The 24,823-nt window shown below is 63.1% G+C and carries 22 protein-coding genes; 6 read left to right on the plus strand and 16 right to left on the minus strand.

The features are described 5' to 3' along the window. Positions 1 to 69 precede the first annotated feature (69 nt). From AU074_RS09990 to gabT, 3 genes are read right to left on the minus strand one after another with little or no spacing between them, the layout of a single operon-like run. A complete protein-coding gene (locus AU074_RS09990) occupies positions 70 to 558 on the minus strand; it encodes an Lrp/AsnC family transcriptional regulator (RefSeq protein ID WP_010449292.1) in 489 nt (162 codons plus the stop codon). A 45-nt stretch (positions 559 to 603) separates the two neighbouring features. Then, entirely contained in the window at positions 604 to 1,248 is a 645-nt protein-coding gene (locus tag AU074_RS09995) for a 2-haloalkanoic acid dehalogenase (RefSeq protein ID WP_076014582.1), read from the minus strand. 48 nt (positions 1,249 to 1,296) lie between these two features. Continuing rightward, the gene (gabT, locus tag AU074_RS10000) at positions 1,297 to 2,589 is read right to left on the minus strand and encodes a 4-aminobutyrate--2-oxoglutarate transaminase (RefSeq protein ID WP_076014583.1); all 1,293 of its coding nucleotides are present in this window, start codon (positions 2,587 to 2,589) and stop codon (positions 1,297 to 1,299) included. 193 nt (positions 2,590 to 2,782) lie between these two features. Between gabT and AU074_RS10005 the strand changes: the two genes are divergently transcribed. Beyond that, complete coding sequence (locus tag AU074_RS10005) at positions 2,783 to 3,709, plus strand: glyoxylate/hydroxypyruvate reductase A (RefSeq protein ID WP_076014584.1); 927 nt, start codon at positions 2,783 to 2,785, stop codon at positions 3,707 to 3,709. Positions 3,710 to 4,419: 710 nt separating this feature from the next. On the opposite strand, the gene AU074_RS10010 is transcribed toward AU074_RS10005, so the two are convergent. The 12 genes from AU074_RS10010 to AU074_RS10065 all read right to left on the minus strand — a co-directional run bounded on the left by AU074_RS10010 (position 4,420) and on the right by AU074_RS10065 (position 18,457). After that, complete coding sequence (locus tag AU074_RS10010) at positions 4,420 to 5,505, minus strand: tartrate dehydrogenase (RefSeq protein WP_076014585.1); 1,086 nt, start codon at positions 5,503 to 5,505, stop codon at positions 4,420 to 4,422. A gap of 20 nt (positions 5,506 to 5,525) precedes the next feature. Beyond that, the gene (locus AU074_RS10015) at positions 5,526 to 6,986 is read right to left on the minus strand and encodes an NAD-dependent succinate-semialdehyde dehydrogenase (RefSeq protein WP_076014586.1); all 1,461 of its coding nucleotides are present in this window, start codon (positions 6,984 to 6,986) and stop codon (positions 5,526 to 5,528) included. 117 nt (positions 6,987 to 7,103) lie between these two features. Next, positions 7,104 to 8,261, minus strand: a complete 1,158-nt coding sequence (gene argE, locus AU074_RS10020) for an acetylornithine deacetylase (protein ID WP_076014587.1) — start codon at positions 8,259 to 8,261, stop codon at positions 7,104 to 7,106. After that, a complete protein-coding gene (locus tag AU074_RS10025) occupies positions 8,258 to 9,412 on the minus strand; it encodes an FAD-binding oxidoreductase (RefSeq protein WP_076014588.1) in 1,155 nt (384 codons plus the stop codon). Before AU074_RS10025 ends, argE begins: the two co-directional genes overlap by 4 nt. Then, a complete protein-coding gene (locus AU074_RS10030; protein WP_076014589.1) occupies positions 9,409 to 10,788 on the minus strand; it encodes an NAD(P)/FAD-dependent oxidoreductase in 1,380 nt (459 codons plus the stop codon). The genes AU074_RS10025 and AU074_RS10030 overlap by 4 nt, the downstream gene beginning before the upstream one ends. Further along, positions 10,770 to 11,078, minus strand: a complete 309-nt coding sequence (locus AU074_RS10035; RefSeq protein ID WP_076014590.1) for a (2Fe-2S)-binding protein — start codon at positions 11,076 to 11,078, stop codon at positions 10,770 to 10,772. The genes AU074_RS10030 and AU074_RS10035 overlap by 19 nt, the downstream gene beginning before the upstream one ends. Further along, positions 11,075 to 12,916 (minus strand): ABC transporter ATP-binding protein, encoded by a 1,842-nt coding sequence (locus AU074_RS10040; protein ID WP_076014591.1) that lies wholly within the window; start codon positions 12,914 to 12,916, stop codon positions 11,075 to 11,077. Before AU074_RS10040 ends, AU074_RS10035 begins: the two co-directional genes overlap by 4 nt. Position 12,917: 1 nt before the next feature. Continuing rightward, positions 12,918 to 13,793, minus strand: a complete 876-nt coding sequence (locus tag AU074_RS10045; protein ID WP_076014592.1) for an ABC transporter permease — start codon at positions 13,791 to 13,793, stop codon at positions 12,918 to 12,920. After that, complete coding sequence (locus AU074_RS10050) at positions 13,790 to 14,746, minus strand: ABC transporter permease (RefSeq protein ID WP_076014593.1); 957 nt, start codon at positions 14,744 to 14,746, stop codon at positions 13,790 to 13,792. The genes AU074_RS10045 and AU074_RS10050 overlap by 4 nt, the downstream gene beginning before the upstream one ends. A 13-nt stretch (positions 14,747 to 14,759) precedes the next feature. Continuing rightward, positions 14,760 to 16,397 (minus strand): ABC transporter substrate-binding protein, encoded by a 1,638-nt coding sequence (locus AU074_RS10055; RefSeq protein WP_076014594.1) that lies wholly within the window; start codon positions 16,395 to 16,397, stop codon positions 14,760 to 14,762. Positions 16,398 to 16,492: 95 nt separating this feature from the next. Further along, positions 16,493 to 17,767: an FAD-binding oxidoreductase gene (locus tag AU074_RS10060; protein ID WP_076014595.1), complete on the minus strand. Its 1,275-nt coding sequence runs from the start codon at positions 17,765 to 17,767 to the stop codon at positions 16,493 to 16,495. A gap of 21 nt (positions 17,768 to 17,788) precedes the next feature. Continuing rightward, positions 17,789 to 18,457 (minus strand): haloacid dehalogenase type II, encoded by a 669-nt coding sequence (locus AU074_RS10065; RefSeq protein ID WP_076014596.1) that lies wholly within the window; start codon positions 18,455 to 18,457, stop codon positions 17,789 to 17,791. A gap of 499 nt (positions 18,458 to 18,956) precedes the next feature. On the opposite strand from AU074_RS10065, the gene AU074_RS10070 reads away from it, so the two are divergent. Continuing rightward, a complete protein-coding gene (locus AU074_RS10070; RefSeq protein ID WP_076014597.1) occupies positions 18,957 to 19,808 on the plus strand; it encodes a GNAT family N-acetyltransferase in 852 nt (283 codons plus the stop codon). 22 nt (positions 19,809 to 19,830) lie between these two features. Continuing rightward, positions 19,831 to 20,544 carry a cupin domain-containing protein gene (locus AU074_RS10075; protein ID WP_076014598.1) on the plus strand — a complete coding sequence of 238 codons (714 nt, stop codon included), beginning with the start codon at positions 19,831 to 19,833 and terminating at the stop codon, positions 20,542 to 20,544. A gap of 8 nt (positions 20,545 to 20,552) precedes the next feature. Here AU074_RS10075 and AU074_RS10080 read toward each other — a convergent pair whose 3' ends face one another. Further along, on the minus strand, positions 20,553 to 21,437 hold the full coding sequence (locus AU074_RS10080) for a LysR family transcriptional regulator (RefSeq protein ID WP_076014599.1): 885 nt from the start codon (positions 21,435 to 21,437) through the stop codon (positions 20,553 to 20,555). A 95-nt stretch (positions 21,438 to 21,532) separates the two neighbouring features. Here AU074_RS10080 and AU074_RS10085 point away from each other — a divergent pair, with 95 nt between their 5' ends. The 3 genes from AU074_RS10085 to AU074_RS10095 are packed head-to-tail and all read left to right on the plus strand — an operon-like array spanning position 21,533 to position 24,685. After that, a complete protein-coding gene (locus tag AU074_RS10085) occupies positions 21,533 to 22,669 on the plus strand; it encodes a DSD1 family PLP-dependent enzyme (RefSeq protein WP_076014600.1) in 1,137 nt (378 codons plus the stop codon). Next, positions 22,659 to 23,843, plus strand: a complete 1,185-nt coding sequence (locus AU074_RS10090; RefSeq protein WP_076014601.1) for an FAD-binding oxidoreductase — start codon at positions 22,659 to 22,661, stop codon at positions 23,841 to 23,843. Before AU074_RS10085 ends, AU074_RS10090 begins: the two co-directional genes overlap by 11 nt. Beyond that, the gene (locus tag AU074_RS10095; protein ID WP_076014602.1) at positions 23,840 to 24,685 is read left to right on the plus strand and encodes a GNAT family N-acetyltransferase; all 846 of its coding nucleotides are present in this window, start codon (positions 23,840 to 23,842) and stop codon (positions 24,683 to 24,685) included. The genes AU074_RS10090 and AU074_RS10095 overlap by 4 nt, the downstream gene beginning before the upstream one ends. Positions 24,686 to 24,823 lie beyond the last annotated feature (138 nt).

Below are 24,823 nucleotides of genomic sequence, written 5' to 3' on the forward strand. Positions count from 1 at the left end.
CTGCACTGATCAAGCATCGGCGGCTGGGGTTAGTCGTAACCTCGGCCGCCGAGCCCATCACCGAAAGATTCAGTGGCGCAGCAGTTTGCGCAGGGGTACGCCGTCCTTGAGCACGGGCGATTTGATGACGATATAGCTGAAGTACTTGGAGATGCCAATGTTCTTGTCCAGCAGGCTCTCCACCACTTCCTGGTAATGCTGGATGCTGCGGGTCATGAAGCGCACCAGGTAGTCGTAACCACCGCTGATCAGGTGGCATTCGAGCACTTCGTCTACCAGGCGGATATTGGATTCGAACTTGGCGAAGTCTTCGCGCTTATGGTCGCTGAGGGTGATCTCGGTGAACACCGTGACCGAATCGGTAATCTTGGCCAGGTTCAAGTGCGCCTTGTAGCTGGAAATATACCCCGCCGACTCCAACCGCTTGACCCGTTGCAAACACGGGCTGGCAGACAGGCCCACGGCGTCGGCGAGGCTGACATTGGTCATCCGGCCGTCCTTTTGCAGTTCAACCAGAATACTGATATCGATCCGGTCCAGCTTCACTTGCCCTTCCATTACGTACCTCTTGACTGCCGTTTGTAAGACAATCTTCTAGCAAAATCAGCGCCGTAAAGACAGCTGATGCTGAGCCACCAGATCCGCCATGCTGCTGATGCAGTACTCCGCCGCGCACGGCGAAGGCTGCCGGGGCCGTTGGCGGCCGATCAGGCAGCGGTCGAACACCCCGTGCGCCGCGACCGACGGTCGTGTCACATGCAGCACGGGTTGCACATCCTCCGCTTGTTCGCTGAGCCATTGCAGGTCATCGGCCAGGGAAATGAAATCTTCCGGTGCAATACCCAGCCGCTCACACAACACGCCACGATCCTCCGCGTCACGGTCGCCACGCACCCGTAAACGATAGAACTTGCGCAGGTACAGCATAGCCCCCGGCGCATCCTCGAACAGCGCCCAACTGCCGGCGCTGCGGGCAAAGCTCATGCCCTCCTCCCAACTGGCGTGGAGCCCCCAGCGCTCGGCGAGTTGGCGATGGGCGAAACACAGCACGCCACTGAAGCCCAACTCGGCGAAGCGCGGGTAGAGATTGGCGACCACCGTGTTGTACTCGGCCAGCACTTGCTCCCTGGACGGGTGCCCGCCACGGCTGTCGAGCAGCGGCTGCAAGGCGGCCAACACACCCGAGTCGCGGTCCACCAGCACTTCATCGCAATCGATCAGCAACGCTCGATAATCTGTCAGTCCCATGTGGGGTCAAGTCTCCAATGATGCGGTTCACCCTGAACAAGCACAGGCTCAGTTCAAGACCCGTGCCAAGGCGCCGTCGAGTATCTGCAAGGCTTCGTCGACCTGGGCCTCGGTCGTCACCAACGGCGCGAGAAAGCGCAATACGTTGCGATACACGCCGCATTTGATCACCAGCAACCCGCCGGCGCGGGCCTCATCGATCAGCCGTTGGTTGAGGTCGGCGTCCGGGGTGCGCGCCGGGTCATCCTGGATCAGTTCGATTGCCAACATGAAGCCGGTGCCGCGTACATCGCCGATACGTGGGTAGCGCGCCTGCAAACCGAGCAGGCCCTGGCGCAGGCGTTCGCCCAGCCGTTGGCCGCGTTCGAGCAATTGTTCCTGCTCGAACGCGCTGATCACCGCCAGTGCCGCCGCGCACGCCAACGCATTGCCGCCGTAGGTGCCGCCCAGGCCGCCGGGCAACGGCGCATCCATGATGTGCGCCTTGCCGACCACACCGGACAATGGCAAGCCGCCGGCCAGGCTCTTGGCCACCGTGACCAGGTCCGGCTGGATGCCGGCGTGTTGGAAGCCGAACCAGGTACCGGTACGGCCGAAACCGGTCTGGATCTCATCCAGGATCAACACAATGCCGTGCTTGTCAGCCAACGCACGCAGCGCCTGGAGAAACTCCGCAGGCGCCGTGAGGAAGCCACCGTCGCCCTGCACCGGCTCGATGATGATTGCCGCGATCCTCTCCGGCGCCACTTGGGTCGCCAGCAGTTCATCCAGGGCTTTGAGTGCCATCTCGCTGGTCACCCCGCGATAAGCATTCGGATACGGCGTGTGGAACACCTCCGGCGCAAACGGCCCGAAGTTCTGTTTGTAGGGTTGGCTCATGCCGGTGAGCGTGGTGCCAAGCAAGGTTCGACCATGGAAGCCGCCCCGAAAGGCGATCACCGCCGAACGATTGGTGTGGGCACGGGCAATCTTCACCGCATTTTCCACGGCCTCGGCGCCGGAGGTGAAAAACGCAGCCTTATAGGCTTCCTGTCCGCCGACCATTTCACACAGCCGCTGTGCCAAGTCGAGGTAAGGCTGGTAGGCCACCACCTGGAAGCAGGCGTGGGAGACCTTCTGCAACTGGGCCTGCACCGCAGCCACCACTTTGGGATGGTTATGCCCGATGTTCAGCACGCCGATCCCGCCGACGAAGTCCAGGTAACGCTTGCCATCCACGTCCCACAACTCGGCGCCCTGGGCACGGTCGATCACCAGCGGGTGAGCGGTCACCAGGCCACGGGGCACGAACTGATCGCGCTGACGCAGCAAATGAGGGGTTTCGTCGACCTTGCTATTCATGGCAGTTCCCATCGTGAATGCGGCAACCGGAAAGTGGTTGCGATGCTGTTCAGAGTACGGCGTGCGGGCAACCAACTACGCCGAACTTAGCCCGTGAGAAATTCGGATCGACTGTTTTGCCCCCGCCTTTCAACAGATCCTGCGCCGGGCTTGGGGGATGATGATGACTACCCGAACCCTGCAGGAAATGCCCATGGCCTTGCTCTACAAAGCTGACCCGGTGCGCGGCCAACATTGGCAGGCACTGTTCGCCGAACACGCGCCGCAGATCGAATGGCGCGCCTGGCCCGACATCGGCAATGCCGAAGACGTGGACTACCTGGCCGCCTGGCAGGCGCCCGACAACCTCATGCAATTACTGCCCAACCTGAAAGTGCTGTTTGCCTTGTCGGCCGGGGTCGACCAACTGGACCTCTCCCGCCTGCCGCCCGACCTGCCCGTGGTGCGCTTGCTCGACCCGGGCATCACCCGCGGCATGTGCGAATACGCCAGTTGGGCGGTGCTGAGCCTGCACCGCGATATGTTGCGCTATCGCCAACAGCAAGTGGCGCGTTGCTGGCAGGCGCACCTGTTACAGCCGGCCGTGAATCGCAGGGTTGGCGTGATGGGCCTGGGCACCCAGGCCCAGCAGATTCTGGCGACGTTGGCGCCGTTGGGGTTTGCGCTGTCGGGCTGGGCCCGCAGTGCTTATCAGTTGGCAGGCGTGGACTGCTACGCCGGCGAACAACAACTGCCGACGTTCCTCAGCCAGTGCGACATTCTGTTGTGTGTGCTGCCGTTGACCGAGCAGACCCAAGGCATTCTCGACCGGGAGCTGTTTGCGCAATTGCCGCATGGGGCGGCGCTGATCAACATGGGGCGTGGCGGGCATCTGGTGGAAGAAGACTTGCTGGAGGCATTGGGCAGTGGGCAACTGAGCGGTGCAGTGCTGGATGTGCTGCAGGAGGAACCTGCGCCGGCGGATCATCCATTCTGGGATCACCCGCAGATTATGCTGACGCCACATATCGCGGCGATGACCCAACCGGCGAGTGCGTTTGGGGGGTTGCTGGAGAATATCCGGCGGTATGAGCGCGGCGAGCCGATGCTGGGTGAGGTGGATCGGGGCAAGGGTTATTGATGTATGCAGATCCAAATGTGGGAGCACCTGACTTGATGTGGGAGTCGTCGAGCCTTAGCGAGGCCGCGATAGCGGTGGGTCAGCCACCATCAATGTCGACTGTGCCGACGTCATCGCAGCCTCGCTTAAGCTCGACAGCTCCCACAGAAAACCTGTGTAACCGATGCAATCAGGCGCCGGCGCGCTGATGGCCAAGCTGGCACCCTGCAATTTGGCGGCTGACAAAGATCAAATGTGGGAGCCGTCGAGCTTTAGCGAGGCCGCGATAGCGGTGGGTCAGGCAACATCAATGTCGATTGTGCCGACGTCATCGCAGCCTCGCTTAAGCTCGACAGCTCCCACAGAAAACCTGTGTGACTGATGCAATTAGGCACCGACGCACTGATGGCCAAGCTGGCACCCTGCAATTTGGTGCCTGACAAAGATCAAATGTGGGAGCCGTCGAGCCTTAGCGAGGCCGCGATGGCGGTGGGTCAGGCAACATCAATGTCGACTGTGCCGACGTCATCGCAGCCTCGCTAAAGCTCGACAGCTGCTACGGTGTGAGTGCCAGGCCGCGCTCCTCCAGCCACCGCACAAAACTGTTCAAACTCGGCGACACCGTGCCCCGCGCCAGGCCAACTGAATGCAGGGTGTCAGCCAAAGATATTTCAACTGAACCACTGCATTCGCGAGCAAGCCCGCTCCCACTTTTTTTGACCGTGCGCGCTTTAAATCGGGAGCCTTTGGGCAATCGCCAGCCCGACATCCTGAGTAGAGCCCTTCCCGCCCAGATCCGGCGTCACCACGGCCTCGGCAATCACCGACTCAATCGCCTGCAAGATTCCGTCATGGGCCGCCCGATAACGCTCATCGCCGTTGCCAAGGAAATCCAGCATCAACGCCCCCGACCAGATCATCGCTATGGGATTCGCAATGTTCTGCCCGTAAATATCCGGTGCCGAACCGTGCACCGGCTCGAACAACGACGGAAAACGCCGCTCGGGGTCGAGGTTGGCCGACGGCGCAATACCGATTGTCCCGGCACACGCCGGCCCGAGGTCGGAGAGGATATCGCCGAACAGGTTCGAAGCCACCACCACATCAAACCGGTCCGGTTGCAGCACAAACCGCGCGCACAATATGTCGATGTGCTGCTTGTCCCAACTCACTTCGGGGTAGTTGGCGGCCATCAATGCGGTGCGCTCATCCCAGTAGGGCATGCTGATGGAAATGCCGTTGGACTTGGTCGCCGCCGTGAGCTTCTTGCGCGGGCGGGACTGGGCCAGGTCGAAGGCGAACTTGAGGATGCGGTCGACGCCGCGCCGGGTGAATACCGACTCCTGCAGCACGAACTCATGTTCGGTGCCCTCGAACATCTTGCCGCCCACCGAGGAGTATTCGCCCTCGGTGTTCTCGCGAATCACCACAAAGTCGATGTCCCCAGGCTCGCGTCCGGCCAGTGGGCACGGCACCCCGGGAAACAGCCGCACCGGGCGGATATTCACGTACTGGTCGAAGTCGCGGCGAAACTTGAGCAACGAACCCCACAGGGAAATATGGTCCGGGACTTTGTCCGGCCACCCCACGGCGCCAAAGTAGATCGCATCAAACCCCTTGAGCTGCTCGAACCAGTCCTCGGGCATCATCTGCCCGTGTTCCAGGTAGTAATCGCAATGGGCCCAGTCGAGCACTTCGATGCTCAGGTTCAGGTCCCAGATCCTGGCGGCCTGTTCCAGTACCCGCAGCCCTTCGGGCAACACTTCCTTGCCAATGCCATCGCCGGCAATCGCGGCGATTCTGAATGCCTTGCTCATGGTGCGTGCCTCGCAAAAATTCAGTTCAAGCCGCCGATATGGAAGGCTTTGACTTCAAGGTATTCGTCCAGGCCGTACTTGCTGCCCTCGCGCCCCAGGCCCGATTGTTTGATACCGCCAAACGGCGCCACTTCCATGGAGATGATCCCAGTGTTGAGCCCGACCATGCCGAACTCCAACGCTTCGCCAAAACGCCACGAGCGCTGCAGGTCCTGGGTGAAATAGTAGGCGCCCAGGCCATACGGCGTGGCATTGGCCAGGGCCAGCGCCTCGGCTTCATCCGTAAAGCGCATCAGCGGTGCCACCGGGCCGAAGGTTTCTTCATTGGCCAGCAACATGCCGGCGTGGGTGTCACCCAGCACCGTGGGCTGCACAAACTGGCTGTCACCCGAGGGGATCGCGCCACACAACAACTTCGCGCCCTGGCTCAGGGCATCGTCAATATGCCGTGCGACCTTGTTCACCGCCGCCGGGTTGATCAGCGGGCCGATGGTCACGCCTTCCTCCAGGCCGTTACCGACCTTGAGCTTGCTCACCTCCTCCACCAGGCGCGCGGCGAAACGCGCGTAGATACCGGCCTGTACCAGGATGCGGTTGGCACACACGCAGGTTTGCCCGGCGTTGCGAAACTTGCTGAGCATCACCCCGGCCACCGCCTGTTCCAGGTCGGCGTCGTCGAAGACGATAAAGGGCGCATTGCCCCCCAGTTCCAGGCTCAGGCGCTTGATGTGCTCGGCGCTCTGGCGCATCAGCAGGCGGCCGACGGCGGTGGAGCCGGTGAAGGAAATCTTGCGCACCGCCGGGTTGCCGGTCAGCTCTTGGCCAATGCCGGCGGGCAAGCCGGTGATCACATTGAACACCCCGGCCGGAATGCCGACGCGCTCGGCCAGCACCGCCAGGGCCAGGGCCGACAGTGGCGTGAGGTCCGACGGCTTGACGATGATCGGGCACCCGGCGGCCAGCGCAGGCGCACATTTGCGGGTGATCATCGCGTTGGGGAAATTCCACGGGGTAATGGCGGCGCACACGCCCACGGGTTGCTTGAGGGTCAGCAGGCGTCGGTCGCCACTGGGCGCGGGCATGGTTTCGCCGTAGACCCGGCGGGCTTCCTCGGCGAACCATTTGACGAAACCGGCACCGTAGCGCACTTCGCCGCGGGCTTCGTTCAGCGGCTTGCCCTGTTCGCTGGTCATGATCAGCGCCAGGTCATCAAGGTTGTCGATCATCGCCTGGTACCAGCGCTCCAGCAGCGCCGCACGCTCGGCGGCCGGGCGTGCACGCCAGGCGGGCCAGGCACGTTCGGCGGCTTCAATGGCGCGGCGGGKATCCACCGCGTCCATCGCCGGAACTTGAGCGAGCAAGTGGCCGGTAGCGGGGTCGCGGATGTCCAGGGTGGCGCCACTGTCAGCAGCGATCCACTGGCCATCCACATAGGCGAGTTCAGCCAGCAGGCTGGGGTCTTGCAAGCGATTCTTGAGCATGGTCGAGTCCTGATCCGAGACACGCTCCAGTCTAGGGAGGTGCCGCAAACGAGGATGCCGAAAGCACGCGTTAAGCAGCGTGCCGTGCTGAAATTCACCCCAGGACGGCAGGCTCTGCTAGGCCGTCAGCGAACCGAGCAAGCCTTGCAAAAAGCGCTCGCCGGCGTCCATCTGGCTGATCTCGATAAACTCGTCGGGCTTGTGCGCCTGCTCGATGGAACCCGGCCCGCACACCACCACCGGTACGTCCAGGCGCTGCTTGAACAGGCCGCCCTCGGTGCCGAACGAAACCTTGGAGGTGCCGGTGCCCGGCGCGGCGAATTGCTTGAGAAAGCGCACCGCCTCGACGCTTGGGTGCGTGTCGAGGCCGGGATACACGTTGATGGTCTCGATCTCGATGGCCGCCACGCTGGACAACTTCTGTGCCTCGCGCACGATCACTTCAGCGCGCTCGCGCATCTGCTCCAGGAACTGGTCCAGATCGTCGGCCGGCAGGTTGCGTACTTCAAAATCCAGGGTGCACAGGTTGGGCACGATATTCAGCGCCTTGCCGCCGACGATCTGCCCCACATGCACGGTGCTGTAGGGCACGTCGTAGTCGCTGTCCTGTGCGCCGTGGTGTTGCAGTTGCTGCTGGCTCTCGCGCAGGGCAGCGATAAAGTCGCACGCCACATGAATCGCATTGACCGAGCGTGGCGCCAGGGACGAATGGGCCTCCTGGCCCCGGCAATACGTGCGGTAAGAGCCCTTGCCCTTGTGGCCCAGCACGAACTGCATATTGGTCGGCTCACCGATCACGCACAGAAACGGCCGCACCGGCGCCAGGTGCAGCACGTCGAGCAAGCGGCGCACACCGACGCAACCGATCTCTTCGTCATGGGACAGCGCCAGTTGCAGCGGGCGGTTCAGGCTGTGGTCGGCGGCATCCAGCATCGCGTCGATGGCCAGGGCGATAAAGCCCTTCATGTCGCAACTGCCGCGTCCATAGATACGCCCATCCTGCACGGTGGCGGCGAAGGCGGGAAAGGTCCAGGCCTGCCCCGCCGCCGGCACCACGTCGGTGTGCCCGGACAACAAGACACCGGGCCGCTCCTTTGGCCCGGTGCTGGCGAACAGGTTGGCCTTCTTGCCGCTCTGGTCTTTGACGATCAGCGACTCGATGCCTTTGGTCAGCAGCAGGTCACGCACGTAGTCGATCAGGGCCAGGTTGGATTCCGACGACACGGTGTCGAAGGCCATCAGTTGTTTGAGAATCTCGAGAACGCGGGGTTTCATGAGGCCTGGCTCCGTTGCTCGGCAGGTGGGGCGAAGCGGGTGATGGAAAACGGTTCGATCGGGGTACTGGTGCTCCCGGTGCTCAGCAGTTCGGCCATCACATCACCGACGCCCGGGCCGAGCTGGAAGCCGTGGCCGCAAAAACCGAACGCATAAAACAGGCCGTCGACAGTGCCACTGGCGCCCATCACCGGCAGCGAGTCCGGCAGGTAGCCTTCGATGCCACTCCACACGCGGATGATATTCAGGTTACCCACGCCCGGCAGCAGGCGGCGCATCTGGCTGACCTGGTTGAGGATGCTGCGCGGTTCCACATAGGCGCGGCGGTTGAGCATATCCGGCTTGCTGCGGTAACCGCCGCCGATGACGATATTGCCCCGGGGAATCTGGCGGAAGTAGATCACTTCTTCAGGAATTTTGGTGTACACGCCGATAACCGTCGGCAGCGCATAAGGCACCGGCTCAGTCACCGCCATTTGCGGGCCGTGGGTGTCCAGCGGTACCGGTTCGCCGAACTGCGCCGAGAGTTTCTGGCCCCAGGCGCCGGCGGTGATCAACAGTTGCGCGGCGTGGAACTGGCGCCCATCGGTGGTGGTGATCTGAAAGTCAGCGCCGACCTTCTGCACCTCGGCGACTTCAGTGCGCTCTTCAATCTGCGCCCCCAGGCGCCGCGCGGCGCGAGCAAACGCCGGCGCGGCCAGACGCGGGTTGGCGTGGCCATCGTGAGGCGCATAGGAGCCGCCCTTGACGTCGGGGCCGAGGAAGCCGAAACGTCGATGCAGCTCGGCACCGCGATAAATCTTCAGGTCCAGCTGTTCAGCTTCCGGCGCGGCCGCATAGGCTTCCAGCTCGGCGATTTCATCTTCGCGGTAACATACACGCATGTGGCCGCTGGGGATGAACTCCAGGTCGTCATCGATCAGTTCCGGCAGGCGCTTCCACAGCGCCCAGGAGCGGTTGGCCAGGGCCAGTTGACCAAGGAAGCGCCCTTGCCGCCGCACATTGCCAAAGTTCACGCCACTGGCGTACTGGCCGATCTGGTCGCGCTCCAGCAGGATCACTGAATGCCCGCGACGACGCAGAAAAAACGCGGTCGCCGAGCCCATCACACCACCGCCGACAATCACCACATCGGCTTTTTGAACGCTCATGGCGATACCTCCTCGGTAATCAGCATCGACAAGGGTTTGACCGGCGCCTGGCCGCGCTGGCGACCGACCTCCTGGACCCGCACACCGGCAGCGGCGGCGATCACTTCAGCCCCGGCCTGGGAGCAATAACGCCCCTGGCAACGGCCCATGCCCACGCGGCTGAACGCCTTGGCGCGATTGACCTCGCAGGCGCCCTTCTCTTTCACCGTGCGGCGCAACTCGCCGGCGCTGATCATCTCGCAGCGGCACACGATGGCGCTGTCCGGCAGGGCCTTGGCCTGTTCGCTGGGCCAGGGGAACGCCTGGGCCAGGCCAAGGCGAAACTGATCCATCACCGCCAAGGCCTGCTGTTGCTCCTCACGCAGCGCGGCGTTCACCGGTTGCTGCAGATCTTCGAGCAGCGCCAACGCCACCAGGCGCCCGGCATGCTCGGCGGCATCGGCGCCGCGAATCTTCGAACCGTCACCGGCCGCATACACGCCTTTCACCGAGGTGCGCCCGGCGTCGTCGGTGGCCAACCACCATTGGCTGGAGGCGTGGTCGAACGCCATGGCGCAGCCAGCCAGGTCGCCCAACTGGGTTTCCGGTCGCAGGTGATAGCCCAGCGCAACGGCATCGGCCTGCACCGTAGCCACCCGCCCACTGCCCGTGGTGAACCGCACGCCCATCACACCATTGGCCGCGTCGCCCATGACTTGCAGCGGCTTGATCCCCAAGTGCACCGCCACCTTGGCGCGGTACAGTTGGGCCAGCAGCTTGATCCCGGTAAACAGCAAGCCCGGCCTCGCCAGCAGTTTGGGCAGGGCCTTCAGGCGCAGGCTAAAGGGAGACGTATCGAGCACCGCAGCCACTTCGGCGCCGGCCTTGACGTATTGGCTGGCGACCAGATACAGCAACGGCCCGCTGCCCATGAACACCACGCGATGGCCGATGGACACGGCCTGGTTTTTCAAAGCGATCTGCGCCCCGCCCAGGCTGTAGGTGCCCGCCAGTTGCCAGCCCTCGATGGGCATCAAGCGGTCGGTGGCGCCGGTGCACAGGATCAGCGCGTCATACTCCACGGTGGTATGGCGGCCCTGGCTCACGCAGCACAGTTGCCCCGGCGTCAGGTTCCACACCAGGGTGTCGGGGCAGTAGTCAATGGCACCGCGCAGGCGATCGAAACTCTGGTGCAGGTCCTGGGCCTTGGCGGCTTCGCTGCCGTACAGGGTGGTGTAGTCCCGGGTGAAGCCGTCGGGCTGACGGCGGTAGATCTGCCCACCGTCGCGGCGGTTTTCATCAATCAGGATCGGCTTGATACCCGCCGCCAACAGGGTTTCGGCGCAGCGCACCCCGGCAGGTCCAGCGCCCACAATAACTACCCGTGCAGTGGCCATGTCGCCTCCGGTTGTGTGGTAACGATGTCCAGCCCGTCACGGACTTCATTGGAGCAGGCACGCAGGCGTTCGCCGCTGCGGGTCCATACCCAGCAGTCCTGGCACGCGCCCATCAGGCAGAAACCGGCGCGGCGCCCGCTGTCGAATTCCGACTGGCGCAGCGCGTTGCCCTGGGTCAACAGCGCGACCATCAGGGTGTCGCCCTGCAAGGCCTCGATGGCTGCACCATCCACGGTCAGGCTGACCGTCGGCCGGCCCTGTTCGGCCAACCTCACAAAACGCCCCTTCATGCATAGGCTCCCAAGCTGGTGGTGATGACGCCCCGCTGGGTATTCAGCAACTGGGCGCTGTCGTGGTGGCAAAGGATTTCACCGCCGTTGTCGAGGGCTCGGCGACTTGGCGCAGTACGGTTGCACAGGCCGTCGACGCGTACCGGGCAGCGATTGAGGAAGGTGCACAGTTCCGGCACGTTGGCCCGCTCGCCAATCACCGGCAGCGTTTCGCACGCGGTGTCGCAGGTTTCCAGCCAGCCCTGACGCAATTCGGGCACCGAGTGAATCAGCAGGTCGGTGTAGGGGTGGAACGGTGGCTCGGCAAACGACTGGCGGTTGCCGGCCTGCACCTTGTGGCCGCTGTACATCACCACAATGTCATCGCACAACGCACGCACGGTGGAGATGTCATGGCTGATAAACAGGTACGACACCCCCAGTTGCTGGCGCAGGTCGCGCAGCAGTTCGAGGATCGCCGCGCCCACCACCGTGTCGAGGGCCGAGGTGACTTCATCGCACAGGATCAGGTCGGGCTTGGCCGCCAGCGCGCGGGCCAGGTTGACCCGCTGCTTTTGCCCGCCGGACAGCTCGTTGGGACGACGTTCGGCGAGGGAACGCGGCAGGCGCACCAAGTCCAGCAACTCACCGACGCGCGCCGTCAAGGCAGCGCCCTTGAGGCCGAAATACATCTTCAGCGGGCGGCTGAGGATGGCCGCCACGCTGTGCATCGGGTTGAGCGCGGTGTCGGCGTTCTGGAACACCATCTGGATACGGCGAAACTGCTCCGGGCTACGCTCGGCGAGGCTGCCGCCCAAGGGTTGCCCGTCGAAGGTCAGGCCGCCGAGGGCCGGAGTCAACAGCCCGGCCACCACCCGCGCCAACGTGGACTTCCCGGAGCCCGACTCGCCGATCACGCCGATGGCCTGGCCACGGCGCACCGTGAGATCGATGTCTTCGAGCACCCGAATCGACGGCATGCCGTGCATGTTTTTGTTGCCGTAACCGGCGGTGAGGCCGCTGATGGTCAGCAGTGGCACGTCTTCGGCAATCCCGCTGGGCGGGCGAATGGTGGTGTCTGGCCGCGCAGCAGCCAGCAGGCTGCGGGTGTACTCGTGGGTCGGCGCCTTGAGCAGCGGCGCCGTGGCGCTTTGCTCGAGAATCTGCCCGCCATTGAGCACTACGATCTGGTCGGCCATTTGCGCGACCACCGCCAAGTCATGGGACACGTAAACGGCCGTGGCGCCGCGCTCGCGCACCACGCGTTTGAAGGCGCGCAGCACGTCGATCTGGGTGGTCACGTCCAGCGCCGTGGTCGGCTCGTCGAGCACCACCAGCACCGGGTCGCTGATCAGCGCCATCGCTGCCATCACCCGCTGCAGTTGCCCGCCGGAGACTTGGTGCGGGTAGCGCCGGCCAATGCGTTCGGGATTGGGCAGGGCCAGGTCGCGGAACAAGCCGATGGCCTTGGCTTCCAGCTCGACCCGGGTGCCGAGGCCATGGATCAATGCGCCTTCCACCACTTGGTCGATGAGCTTTTTGGCCGGGTTGAAAGCCGCTGCGGCGCTTTGGGCGATATAGGACACGCGATTGCCGCGCAGGCCCTGCAGCTGTTTTTCGCTCAAGGCGAGCATGTCGTGTTCACCGACCTGCACCACCCCGCCAGACAAACGACAGCCGCGCCGTGCATAGCCGAGCAAGGCCAGGGCGATGGTGGTCTTGCCCGAGCCGGACTCACCGATCAACGCCAGCACTTCGCCTTTTTCCAGGGCAAAGCTCACGCCTTTGACGATTTCTACCTCGCCGTGCTCACCGCAGGCCACCACGCGCAGGTCTTCGACGCGAATCAATTGGGTCATTTCAATGGCCTCCCGTGCGTCGACTACGGCGTGATGACAGGTAGTCGATCAGCAGATTCACACCAATGGTCAGTGTGCCAATGGCCAGCGCCGGAATGATGATGGCCAGCGCGCCCTGATTGAGGCCGCCGATGTTTTCGCGCACCAGCGAGCCGAGGTCGGCGTCTGGCGGTTGCACGCCGAGGCCAAGAAAACTCATGCCGCTGAGCAACAGCACGATGTAGCCGAAACGCAGGCCCAGGTCGGTCAATACCGGGTTGAGCATATTCGGCAGGATTTCCATGCACGCCACGTACAAACGGCCTTCGCCGCGAGTGCGCGCAACCTGCACGTACTCCAGGGCCTCGATATTCACCGCCATGCTGCGGGCAACGCGGAACGAGCCCGGGATGTAACTGATAACCGCCGTGCAGATCAGCAGCGTCACTGACGAGCCAAACGCCGAGACCATGATCAGCGCAAGCATTTTGCTTGGGATCGAAATAAAGGCATCCATGATGCGGCTGATGATCTCGTCCAGCCACTTGGGCGAGACCACCGAGAGCAGCGCACACCCGGTGCCAAAGGTGCTGGCCAACAACGCCGCCACCAGCGCCAGCCCGACGGTGAATCGCGCGCCCACCAACACCCGGCTGAGCATGTCGCGGCCCAGGTAGTCGGTGCCGAACGGATGAGTGAGGCTGAAGCCTTCGAAGATGTTGTCGGACACCACTTCACCCACCGGGTGTGGCGCCAGCCAGGGGCCAAACAGCGCCACCAGCAACCAGGCGACGCACACCACGGCGCCCACCAGCCCCAGCCAGGACGGGCCGCTGGAAACCTTGGCGAGGGCCAGCGCGGAGGACACAGGCTTGGATTTCGCAATGATCGGGTTCATTGGTTTCTCAGCCTCGGATTGGACAGGATTGCGCACAGGTCGGCGATCAGCACCAACGCCAGGTAGGCCGCGCAGAACAACATGGTGCACGCCTGCACCAGCGCCATGTCTCGGTTGGTCACGGCATCGACCATCAAGCTGGCAATGCCGGGATAATTGAAGATGGTTTCGACGATCACCACCCCGCCCAACAGGTAGGACAGGCTCAGGGCGATGGCATTGGCAATCGGCCCGATGGCATTGGGCAAGGCATGGCGCAGCACAATGCGAATCGGACTGACGCCTTTGAGGCGGGCCATTTCCACGTAGGGGCTGTCGAGTTGGTCGATCACGGCGGCGCGGGTCATGCGCGCCATTTGCGCGACGATCACGCAGCACAGCGTCATCACCGGTAAGGCATAGGTGCGCATGAATTGCAGCGGCGAGGTGATGTCGCTGGCGTAAGACAGCGCCGACAACCAGCCGAGATTCACCGCGAAAATCAGCACCGCCAGGGTTGCCACCAGAAACTCCGGCACCGCGACCATCGCCAGGGTCATAAAGCTCAGGCAGCTGTCGATGCGCCCGCCCCGGCCCATCGCCGAGCCAATCCCCAATACCAGTGCCACCGGCACCGAGACCAGCGCCGTAGCGCCCGCCAGCATCAGGGTGTTGGGCACCCGGCCCGCCATCAGTTCACCCACCGGCATGGCGTTGGACACTGACACGCCCAGATCGCCGGTGAGCAGGCTCATCAACCAGTGCAGGTAACGCAACACACCGGGCTGGTCCAGCCCCAGCTTCAGGCGCAGTGCCGCCACCTGCTCAGGGGTCGCGAACTGGCCGAGGGATTGCTGCGCCGCGTCCCCCGGCAGCACCGCCGTGATCGCAAACACGACCATGGACACGATCAACAAGGTCACGGCCCCGGCGCCGAAACGCCGGGCGATCAACCACAGTGTATTGCTATTCATCGCACCGCCCTCCTCACGCGTCCAACCACACCTGCTCGGCAAACATGTAGCCCATGAAACCGCCCAGCGGGTTGGTGCCGTAGCCTTTGATGCGCTGGTCGACACCGTCGATGTTGCTGATAAATACCGGTACACCGATACCGCAGTGGTCGTGCACCAGGGTCTGCATGTCGCCATACATTTTGGCGCGCTTGGCGTCATCGGTTTCGCCACGGGCCAGCATCAACAGCTGGTCGAACTGATCGTTCTGCCAGCCGGACTCGTTCCACGGCGCCTTGGACTGGAAAAACTGCGAGAACATCACGTCGGCATTCGGCCGAGGGTTGATGTTGCCGAAGCTCAACGGGTGCTTCATCCAGTGGTTGGACCAGTAGCCGTCGCTCGGCAGGCGGTTCACATCCAGCTTGAGCCCGGCCTGTTTCGCCGATTGCTGCAACAGCACGGCGATGTCCACCGAACCGGTGGCGGCAGGCGATGCCATGACGGGCATGGTGATGCTTTCCATGCCGGCTTTCTTCAGCAGGAACCTGGCTTTTTCCGGGTCGTAGACCGTCTGCGGCAAGTCGGCGTTGAAGTAACGCGAACCCGGCGCAATCGGGTGGTCGTTGCCGACCACGGCAAATCCCCGGAACACCGCAGACTTGACCTGCTCACGGTCGAGCAGCAACTTCATGGCCTGGGTGAATTCCGGGCTTTTGCCGGGTAACTGGTCCTGGCGAATGATCAAGTCAGTGTAGTTGCCCGACGGCGCATCCACGACCCGGTGTTTGGCACTCGCGGCAATGCGCGTGGTGGAGCGCGGGTTGACCTCGTTGATCATGTGCACGTCGCCCGACAGCAGCGCGTTGACCCGCGATGGCTCGTCGGCGATGGCAATGAACTCGATCTCGTCGAGGTACGGCAAGCCCGGTTTCCAGTAGTTCTTGTTGCGCACGGCAATCGAGCGCACACCCGGCTTGAACTCACCGACAGTGAACGGGCCGGTGCCAATGCCTTTGTTGAAGTCGGTGGTGCCCTCGGGAACGATCAACAAGTGCGACACGGCGAGGATCGACGGCAACTCGGCGTTGGGCGCGCTAAGGCGAATTTGCACCTCGTTCGGCCCGCTGGCCTTGATCTCGGCGAACTGCTCCATCAGCGGCATGACTTTGGAGCCGGTCAGCGGGTCTTTGTGGCGATTCAGGGAGAACACCACGTCGGCGGCCGTCAGGGACTTGCCGTTGTGAAAGGTCACGTCTTTGCGCAGGGTGATGGTCCACACCGTGGCGTCGGTATTGTCGATGCGTTCAGCCAGTTCCAGTTGCGGAACCAGGTGCTTATCGAAACGGGTCAGGCCGTTGTAGAACATGTAGTGGCGTGCATAGTCGGTGGACAGCGCGCCCTTGGCCGGGTCGAGGGTGTCGGCGGTGGAGCTGGACATGCCGGCGACACGGATCTTGCCGCCCGGCTTGCCTTTGCCCTCGGCGGCCGCTTCATCGGCGAACAACTTGCCGGCACTGCCGAACAGGCTGCCCGCACCGGCGGCGGCCACACCGGCAACGCCCAGCATTTGCAAAGCGTTACGGCGTGACATGCCGCGGTTGAGACTTTCGAACACCCGCAGGCTTTCCTGGCCGGAAATGAGCTCGGGTGTGTTTTTGTTGTCAGTCATAGCAAGGCTACCTGTCGATAATCGGGAGAATCGAGTGCTCACGGATGTCCGGAGCGTCCTGGAAACGCAAACGACGGTGACGCAACAACGGCAACTCAGTGCAAATAGTCCTGGAAACGGTAATAGGCGCCCACGAACGGCAGGAACCAGGGTTTGCCGAAATGCCCGGGAATCGCCGGCCACTCCAGTTCACGCCACGGGTTGGCCGCCGTGTTGCCCGCCATGACGTCGGCCATGACCTGGCCCATGTGCACCGACATCTGCACGCCATGGCCGCTATAGCCCATGGAATGGAACACGCCGCCATGCTGGCCGGCGCGGGGCAGGCGGTCGGACGTCATGTCCACCAGGCCACCCCAGCAGTAGTCGATCTTCACGTGCGCCAACTGCGGGAACATATTCAGCATCGCCGCCTGCAGCACCTTGCCGCTCTTGGCGTCGGAGACGCTGTCAGACATGGCAAACCGTGCACGCCCGCCAAACAGCAGGCGGTTGTCCGGCGTCAGGCGAAAGTAGTTGCCGATCATGCGGCTGGTCACATAGGCGCGGCGCAGCGGCAGCAACTGATCGATCAGCGCTTGGGGCAAGACCTCGGTGGCGATGACAAAACTGCCCACCGGCACAATGCGCCGGCGGTACCAGCCGAGGTCGCCATGCTGGCAGGCGCCGGTGGCCAGCAACACTTGTCCGGCGTGCAGCGAGCCTTTGGCGGTGTTGACCTGATAACCGCCGGCCTTGGCCTTCCAGTCCTTGACCTCGGTGTGCTCGTAAATCATCGCGCCGCGCCGGGCCGCCGCTTCGGCCAACCCCACACCAAAGCGCCCCACATGCATCTGCACGCCGTTGCGTTGCAGCAAGCCGCCGTGGAACTGCGCCGAGTTGACTTCGGCGAGGGTCTGCTCGGCGGTGAGCAATTCGACGTCGGCGTCCACCTCCCGGCGGATCAGCTCACAGGTGCGGGCCAGGCCTTCGTAATGCAGGGGCTTGGCCGCCAGCTTGAGCTTGCCGTTGCGCACCAGGTCGCAGGCGATTTTTTCCTGCTCGACCAGCGAAACCACGGAGTGCACCGCACTTTCATAGGCCTGGTAATAAGCGCGGGCCTTATCGGCGCCGAGGCTGGCGTGCAAACCGGCATAGTCCTGAGCCACCCCGGTGTTGCACTGCCCACCGTTGCGGCCCGAGGCTTCCCCGATCACTCGCCCGGCGTCCAATACCACTACGCTGGCGCCCTTGAGCGCCAACGCCCGCGCCGCCGCAAGGCCAGTGAACCCACCGCCGACCACTGCAACATCGACCTGCTTGGGCAAGCTGCCCGGATGGGCACCGGTAAATGCCGGTGCGGTGTCTAGCCAATAGGATTCACTGCCCATGCTTTACCCCTTGGTGTGCTGTTACAGACCGACCAACGCTGGCAGCCCACCGATGTCGGTGATCTGCTGGTAACCGTAAAACGCATTGCCTGGCACTTCGTGGCCACGGGCAACGAACGCCTTGTTTTTGATCTTCATGTCATGGGCCGGCATCAGGTCATAACGGAAGCTGGAAGACACATGCAAGATGTCGTCCGGGCCGCAACCCAGGTTGTCGAGCATGAATTCGAAGGCGGCCAGGCGCGGCTTGTAGGCCTGGGCCTGTTCGGCAGTGAATACTTTGTGGAACGGCGCGCCGAGCTTGTCGACGTTGGACATGATCTGACTGTCGCTGGCGTTGGAGAAGATCACCAAGGGAATCTTGTCGGCAATCTTCGACAGACCGGCCGGCACGTCCGCGTGGGGGCCCCAGGTCGGCACGGCGTCGTAATACAGCTGGCCTTCCTCGCGATACTCGATCCCCCAGCGCTTGCAGGTACGGGCCAGGGCGGTCTTGAGAATTTCATCGTAGGGGCGCCAGTCGCCCATGACCTGGTCGAGGCGGTAGGCGGAGAAGTCCTTGACGAACTGGTCCATCTGCCCAGGGGTGATGCGATCGGCGAAGAGCTCGCGGGTCATGGTGCCCATATGAAAGTTGGTCAGCGTACCGTAGCAGTCGAACGTAATGAATTTGGGACGAAGAAAGCTCATTGAGTGCGGTCCTGAAGTTCGTTGAGTGTGACAAGCGTTCACTGCCCTGGCGGCGCGTACGCCTCGTTGCAGCACAGGTTCATTACACCACTGTGAAATCAGCATATGCCGTCTAAAAAGACCTTCGCTCAATACAAACCACCGTTTTGGTGGCCGGGCTCAGCAGACTTTGCGGTGCGCGCCAGGCTTGGGCAGGGCCTGTGTTTGTGCGCTTTATGGGGGCTTTCAGGGGCAGAAAGGCTTAAGGACGGGGGTGAGGGCGGCAGAAAGTGTGGCTGGTTGGGATTGCGTACATTGCCGTGACCGCGCAAGGAAGATGTACCCGGAAAAGCGCCTTGGCATTTGCTGCTGCCCCCCCACCCCAATTAAGTAGTAACTGTGGCCGCGCAACACACAGCCCAAGGAATCTACCGAATATTCCCGACCCACTTGCCAGCCTCTAAAACAGGTGGGATACAAGCAGCCTCGTGCTGCACAAAACGCTCTATGGAGGCTCGCCATGTCCGCCCTGCCACACCCTGCTTATGTATACCGCCCGATGACCGCGGCCGATCTGCCGGCCGCCCATGCCTTGTCGGTGCAACTCAAATGGCCTCACCGCCTGGAAGACTGGGCCATGTTGCAACGTGTCAGCGACGGTTTCGTGGTGATGGATGGCGAGCGCCTGATCGGCAGCGCCTTCACCTGCCCCCAGGGCGACTTTGCCACCATCGGCCTGGTGATCGTCAGCAATGACTACCAGGGCCAGGGCATCGGCCGTCGCTTGATGGAAAAAGCCCTCGCCGCGTGCGATGCGCGCACGCCGGTCCTCAACGCCACCCTCGCCGGCGCCCCGCTGTATACCAGCCAGGGGTTCGTCGAATTTGGGCGGGTGCAGCAGCATCAGGGCCAGGTATTAGTGCCCGCCCTGCCGGGACTGGCCGATGGCGAAACCTGCCGCGCCCTGCACGCCGACGACCACCCCAGCCTGCTCGCGCTGGCCAAAGCCGCCAGTGGCCTGGACCGCCGCGAAGTACTGCGTGACCTGCAGGTGGAACACGCGGTGGGCATCGAGCGCGACGGCCAGCTACGCGGCTTCGCCCTGCTGCGGCCGTTTGGTCGTGGGCGCTGCATTGGCCCGGTGGTTGCCGAAAACATTGATCAGGCCAAGCACTTGATCGCGGTACTGCTGGCCCAGGTGCCGGATGCCTTTGTCCGCATCGACATTCCCGTCGCCTGCGGCCTCAGCGACTGGCTCGAACACGCCGGGCTGAAGAACATCGACACCGTCGCGCAGATGGCTCTGGGCACGCCGCCCCGGGCCAGCCACGGCGTACACCCCTTTGCCCTGATCACCCAGGCGATCGGCTGACTTTCCTCCCGGAGCATTCCCCATGTCATCTCCCCGTATCCTGCTGTTGGCTCGCGCCGACGGCAGCCGCGTTGCCACGTCTTTCAATACCGGCGCCTTGAGCGCGCTGGACCCCTTCGGCGACACCCGCCAACTCGCCTGGCTGGGCGATGATGGCGTGTCCGCAGGGCTGGTGACATTTAGCGGCGAAGCCGTGATCGAAGACTTCCCCCACAGCGAAACACTGGTGGTGCACGCAGGCCATGTGGTGCTGGACAGTGCAGAACAGACATTGGAGCTGGGGGTCGGCAGCAGCGCCGTGATCGGTCGTGGCACACGCCTGACGGTGCAGGCGAGCGCAGGCAGCCAATGGGCGTTCTGCGCCGTCGACCAAGCCGATGCTCCGGCGCGCCCGGGCCTGACCTTGCTCGCCCGGCATACCCTGCTCAATCCCTCCGCCGCGCCCGAGCCACAGATCCTGATCGGCCCTACCCCGCAGTGTCGCGCGTGCAACCTGTTCGATGATGAGGTCACTGAGTTGCGCATCGGCATCTGGGACTCGACGCCCTACGCCCGCCACGGCCGCCCGCACAAACTGCATGAATTGATGCACCTGCTCGAAGGCAGCGTCACGCTGCAAGACGACGAGGGAGTTGCGGTGACGGTCAACCGTGGCGACACGGTATTCGTGGCCAAAGGCGCACCGTGCGCGTGGACCAGTACGGTGTACGTACGCAAGGTTTACGCCGTGAAATAAGGCGCAAATCAGGCTTTCAGCGCCTCCTCCATAAACGCCACCAATGCCTGGACGCGCGGGCTGCGAAGCTTGCGCGACGGCACCAGGAGGATGATCGGCGCACTGTCAAAACTCCAGTCTGCCAACACGCGCACCAGGCTGCCGCTGGCAACGGCGTCGCTGACATCCCACTGCGAACGCAACACCAACCCCAAGCCTTGCTCGGCCCATCGCCGGGCAACGCTGCCATCGTTGCTCAGCAACGCCGGCTCCACGCGCAGCGTCTTGCGGCCCTGCCCTTTGCGCAGGTGCCAGAGCGTGACGTCTTCATCATTTTCACGAATGCAAATGCAGCGATGGGACGCCAGTTCATCCGGTGATGACGGCACACTGTGGGCTTGCAGGTAGGCTGGGCTCGCGCATAACCAGCGCTCGTTTGGCGTGAGCGGCCGCGCTGTCCACAGGCTGTCATTGAGATGGCCGATGTGAATCACCGCATCGCTGTCATGACGATCAGGCCAGGGGGTCTCGCGTAAATCCAGGTGCAGGCACAGCTGTGGGTGAATTCGGGCAAAACGTGCCAACAGCGGTGCGATTCGCTGCCGACCATAGCCAAATGGAGCCGCCAGCCTCAAGGTGCCCACCAGCGTTTCATCCTGTTGCCTGAAAGACTCCGGCAGTGCTTCAAGCTGCTCCAGCAGCAGCGCACTTTCCCGCGAGAACCGCTCGCCATCTGCCGTAAGGCTGAGGCGTCGGGCATCGCGATTGGCCAGGGTCAGCCCCAGGAAGGTCTCCAATTTACGCAGGCGCATGGAGAGCGCCGGCGGGGTGACGTTCAGGGCTCTGGCCGCAGCGCTCAGTGATTCAGAGCGCGCAAGGGTGACGGCCAACCGCAAGTCTTCGATGGAAATCATTCAATTTTACTTAATGATTGATTAGCCATGATTGAACCACAAGTTAAGGACAGCTGAGTAGAGTTCAGGGTGTACCCAGCCACTTGAGTCCCGCCATGTCCATGCAGATTTCCACCCTAGACACGCCTGCCGCGCTCATCGACCTTACGCGAATGCAGCACAACCTCCAGCGTATGCAACAGCGCATGGGCACCCTTGGCGTACGTTTGCGCCCGCACATCAAAACCAGCAAGTGCTTGCCGGTGATCCAGGCACAGATTGACGCAGGCGCCAGCGGCGTCACGGTTTCCACCCTCAAAGAAGCCGAGCATTGTTTTGCCGCAGGCATCAGCGACGTGTTCTACGCCGTTGCCATCGCACCGGGCAAGCTGCCTCAGGCCCTGGCCCTGCGGCGCAAAGGCTGCAACTTGAGCCTGCTCACCGACAGCGTCTCAGGCGCCCGCGCCATCGTCGCGTTCGCGCAGCAACATGACGAACACTTCGACGTATGGATCGAAATCGATTGCGATGGCCATCGCTCAGGCCTGGCCGCGCAAGACCCTGTGCTGATTGACGTGGCGCACATCCTCAACGACGGCGGTATGCGCCTGCGGGGGGTGATGACCCACGCGGGTTCCAGTTACGAGCTGGACACCCTTGAAGCCCTGCAAGCGCTGGCCGAACAGGAACGTGCCCTCTGTGTACGCGCCGCCCACAACATTCGCGAAACCGGGCTGGCGTGCGCCGAGGTCAGCATCGGCTCAACCCCCACGGCCCTCTCGGCCCTGAACCTGGACGGGGTCACCGAAGTGCGGGCGGGCGTGTATGTGTTTTTTGACCTGGTGATGCGCAACATTGGCGTGTGCCAGGCCGACGAGTTGGCACTCAGCGTACTGACCACGGTGATCGGCCATCAGCCGGACAAAGGCTGGATCATCACCGACGCCGGCTGGATGGCCATGAGCCGTGACCGTGGCACACAGCGCCAGCGCCAGGACTTCGGTTATGGCCAAGTGTGTACCGAAGCCGGCGACTGGATCGACGGCGCGCTGGTCACGGGCGCCAACCAGGAACATGGCATCGTCACCCTGGGCGCCACCGCCAGTGACGACGTTGCTACACGCTTCCCCATCGGTAGCCGGCTACGCATTCTCCCCAACCATGCCTGCGCCACTGGCGCGCAGTTCCCGGACTATCACGCCGTGGACGCCATAGGCGACGTGCACACCTGGAGCCGCCTCCATGGCTGGTAATCAACCAGGTTCGAAAAGCCAGGTGCTGATTATCGGGGGCGGCATCATGGGCGCCTCGTCGGCGTTTTTCCTGCGGCGGCGAGGCTGCTCGGTCACGCTGCTGGAACGCGACCAGATCGGTCAGTACGCCAGCGGTGTGAACTTCGGCAACGTACGCCGCCAGGGCCGCTACCTGGGGCAACTGGAGCTGGCCAATCGTTCCTGGGCGCTGTGGAAACGCCTGCCCGAGCTGATCGATGACGACCTGGAGTTCATCCCCAGTGGCCACATGCGCGTGTGCTATCGCGAAGATGAAATTGCTGAACTTGAGGCCTACGCCGCCGCGCCGGAAGCCGCGCAACTGGACTTGAAAATCTATCGCGGCGCCGAGCTGCACCGGCGTTTTGGTTTCCTCGGCCCGGAGGTGAAAGGCGGCTCCTATGCCCCTCACGATGGTCACGCCAACCCGCGCCTCGCAGCGCCGGCGTTTGCCCGTGCAGCCCGGCGTCTCGGGGCACGAATTGAAGAAAAGACCGAAGTCGCCGACGTGGAAAAGCTCAATGGTTTGTTCCAGGTCACCACCACCGATGGGCAGTTGTTCGTCGCCGAGCAGCTGTTGATTACCGCCGGCGCCTGGGCTGCCCGCTTGTCCGAGCGCTTTGGTGAGCCGGTACCGCTGGAGCCCAACGGCCCGCAGATGTCGGTCACGGAACCGGTGCCCTACGCCTTGCCGACCGTGATCGGTGTGTTCACCAAAATCAAGGAAGAGGTGATCTACTTCCGCCAGATCCCGCGCGGCAACATCGTCATCGGCGGCGGCAACCGCTGTACGCCGGACATGATCAACCGACGGGCGTTTTTCAAACCCGAAAGCCTGCTCAACCAGATGCGCCAAATGCGGCGACTGTTACCGGGGGCCGAAAAGCTGAACATCATCCGCGTGTGGAGCGGTATCGAGAGCTACACCCCGGACTCCCTACCGGTGATGGGCCCGAGCGGCAGCGTGGACGGGTTGTTTTATGCCTTCGGTTTCTGTGGCCACGGCTTCCAGCTTGGCCCCGGCGTGGGGGATGTCATGGCCGAGCTGATCAGCACCGGCAGCACCAGCACCTTGATCAGCCCCTTCGATATCCGGCGGTTTACCCAACCCTCTACGGTACCTGCAAACGCCCCCACTACAGGAAAACTGATATGAGCCACGCCTACGTTTATCGCACAGTCACCGCCGCCGACATGCCCGCCGCCCACGCGCTGTCCGTGCACCTGAAATGGCCTCACCGCGAGGAAGATTGGGCGATGGTGCAACGCACGTCCGAAGGCTTTGTCGCTGAACATGACGGCAAATTAGTGGGCGTGGCATTCGCCTGCCATCAGGGGGCTTATTCCTCCATCGGCCTGGTGATTGTGAGCGAGCAACACCAGGGCAAAGGCATCGGGCGCCAACTGATGAACCTGTGCCTGTATGCTACGGCCCCGCGTACGCCAATCCTCAATGCAACCGAGTCAGGGGCGCCGTTGTACACCAGCCTGGGCTTCGTCGACTTTGCGCACATTCAGCAACATCAGGGCGTACCGCAAGCTCCGGCACCCATGCCGTTGACCCGGCATGCCCACTGTCGCGTATTGAGCCTGGCTGATTACCCGAAGGTGATCGAACTGGCCAATGCCGGCAGCGGCCTGGACCGCACCGAGGTACTCAACGACCTGCTGCCCACTGCCGAGCACGTGGTTGGCATCGAGGTCGAAGGGCAACTCAACGGTTGCGCCCTGCTCCGCCGATTTGGTCGGGGCCATATCATTGGTCCTGTCGTTGCACACAATCAGGAACAGGCCCGACAGTTGATCACTCACCTGCTGCGGTTGATTCCGGGTCAGTTCGTGCGCTTCGACATTCCCACCGCCTGTGGTTTGGCCGACTGGCTGGAGAGCCAGGGGCTGCCATGCGTCGACAAAGCGCCGCGAATGGTCCTGGGTGTGCCCCCGCAATCAAGCGCCGGCATCACCCAGTTTGCGCTGGTGACGCAAGCAATCGGCTAGGTCGCAAAGCCAGCCTGCCAGATTCAGCAGATTATCCCTTGCAACGTTGAATAACGGCATCTTTGGGCTGGGACCTTTTGCTAGCTTAGCCAGACACCGGGCCTTGCTGTTCGCAGCGCCTATTGCCGCTCCAGGGAG

This window comes from Pseudomonas sp. ATCC PTA-122608 (assembly GCF_001952855.1).
Classification (GTDB): domain Bacteria; phylum Pseudomonadota; class Gammaproteobacteria; order Pseudomonadales; family Pseudomonadaceae; genus Aquipseudomonas.

What these genes read in the sequence shown, in the direction of transcription:
- AU074_RS09990 (WP_010449292.1), bottom strand. Translation starts at nt 558, where the DNA reads ATGGAAGGGCAAGTGAAGCTGGACCGGATCGATATCAGTATTCTGGTT.
- AU074_RS09995 (WP_076014582.1), bottom strand. Translation starts at nt 1,248, where the DNA reads ATGGGACTGACAGATTATCGAGCGTTGCTGATCGATTGCGATGAAGTG.
- gabT (WP_076014583.1), bottom strand. Translation starts at nt 2,589, where the DNA reads ATGAATAGCAAGGTCGACGAAACCCCTCATTTGCTGCGTCAGCGCGAT.
- AU074_RS10005 (WP_076014584.1), top strand. Translation starts at nt 2,783, where the DNA reads ATGGCCTTGCTCTACAAAGCTGACCCGGTGCGCGGCCAACATTGGCAG.
- AU074_RS10010 (WP_076014585.1), bottom strand. Translation starts at nt 5,505, where the DNA reads ATGAGCAAGGCATTCAGAATCGCCGCGATTGCCGGCGATGGCATTGGC.
- argE (WP_076014587.1), bottom strand. Translation starts at nt 8,261, where the DNA reads ATGAAACCCCGCGTTCTCGAGATTCTCAAACAACTGATGGCCTTCGAC.
- AU074_RS10025 (WP_076014588.1), bottom strand. Translation starts at nt 9,412, where the DNA reads ATGAGCGTTCAAAAAGCCGATGTGGTGATTGTCGGCGGTGGTGTGATG.
- AU074_RS10030 (WP_076014589.1), bottom strand. Translation starts at nt 10,788, where the DNA reads ATGGCCACTGCACGGGTAGTTATTGTGGGCGCTGGACCTGCCGGGGTG.
- AU074_RS10035 (WP_076014590.1), bottom strand. Translation starts at nt 11,078, where the DNA reads ATGAAGGGGCGTTTTGTGAGGTTGGCCGAACAGGGCCGGCCGACGGTC.
- AU074_RS10040 (WP_076014591.1), bottom strand. Translation starts at nt 12,916, where the DNA reads ATGACCCAATTGATTCGCGTCGAAGACCTGCGCGTGGTGGCCTGCGGT.
- AU074_RS10045 (WP_076014592.1), bottom strand. Translation starts at nt 13,793, where the DNA reads ATGAACCCGATCATTGCGAAATCCAAGCCTGTGTCCTCCGCGCTGGCC.
- AU074_RS10050 (WP_076014593.1), bottom strand. Translation starts at nt 14,746, where the DNA reads ATGAATAGCAATACACTGTGGTTGATCGCCCGGCGTTTCGGCGCCGGG.
- AU074_RS10055 (WP_076014594.1), bottom strand. Translation starts at nt 16,397, where the DNA reads ATGACTGACAACAAAAACACACCCGAGCTCATTTCCGGCCAGGAAAGC.
- AU074_RS10060 (WP_076014595.1), bottom strand. Translation starts at nt 17,767, where the DNA reads ATGGGCAGTGAATCCTATTGGCTAGACACCGCACCGGCATTTACCGGT.
- AU074_RS10065 (WP_076014596.1), bottom strand. Translation starts at nt 18,457, where the DNA reads ATGAGCTTTCTTCGTCCCAAATTCATTACGTTCGACTGCTACGGTACG.
- AU074_RS10070 (WP_076014597.1), top strand. Translation starts at nt 18,957, where the DNA reads ATGTCCGCCCTGCCACACCCTGCTTATGTATACCGCCCGATGACCGCG.
- AU074_RS10075 (WP_076014598.1), top strand. Translation starts at nt 19,831, where the DNA reads ATGTCATCTCCCCGTATCCTGCTGTTGGCTCGCGCCGACGGCAGCCGC.
- AU074_RS10080 (WP_076014599.1), bottom strand. Translation starts at nt 21,437, where the DNA reads ATGATTTCCATCGAAGACTTGCGGTTGGCCGTCACCCTTGCGCGCTCT.
- AU074_RS10085 (WP_076014600.1), top strand. Translation starts at nt 21,533, where the DNA reads ATGTCCATGCAGATTTCCACCCTAGACACGCCTGCCGCGCTCATCGAC.
- AU074_RS10090 (WP_076014601.1), top strand. Translation starts at nt 22,659, where the DNA reads ATGGCTGGTAATCAACCAGGTTCGAAAAGCCAGGTGCTGATTATCGGG.
- AU074_RS10095 (WP_076014602.1), top strand. Translation starts at nt 23,840, where the DNA reads ATGAGCCACGCCTACGTTTATCGCACAGTCACCGCCGCCGACATGCCC.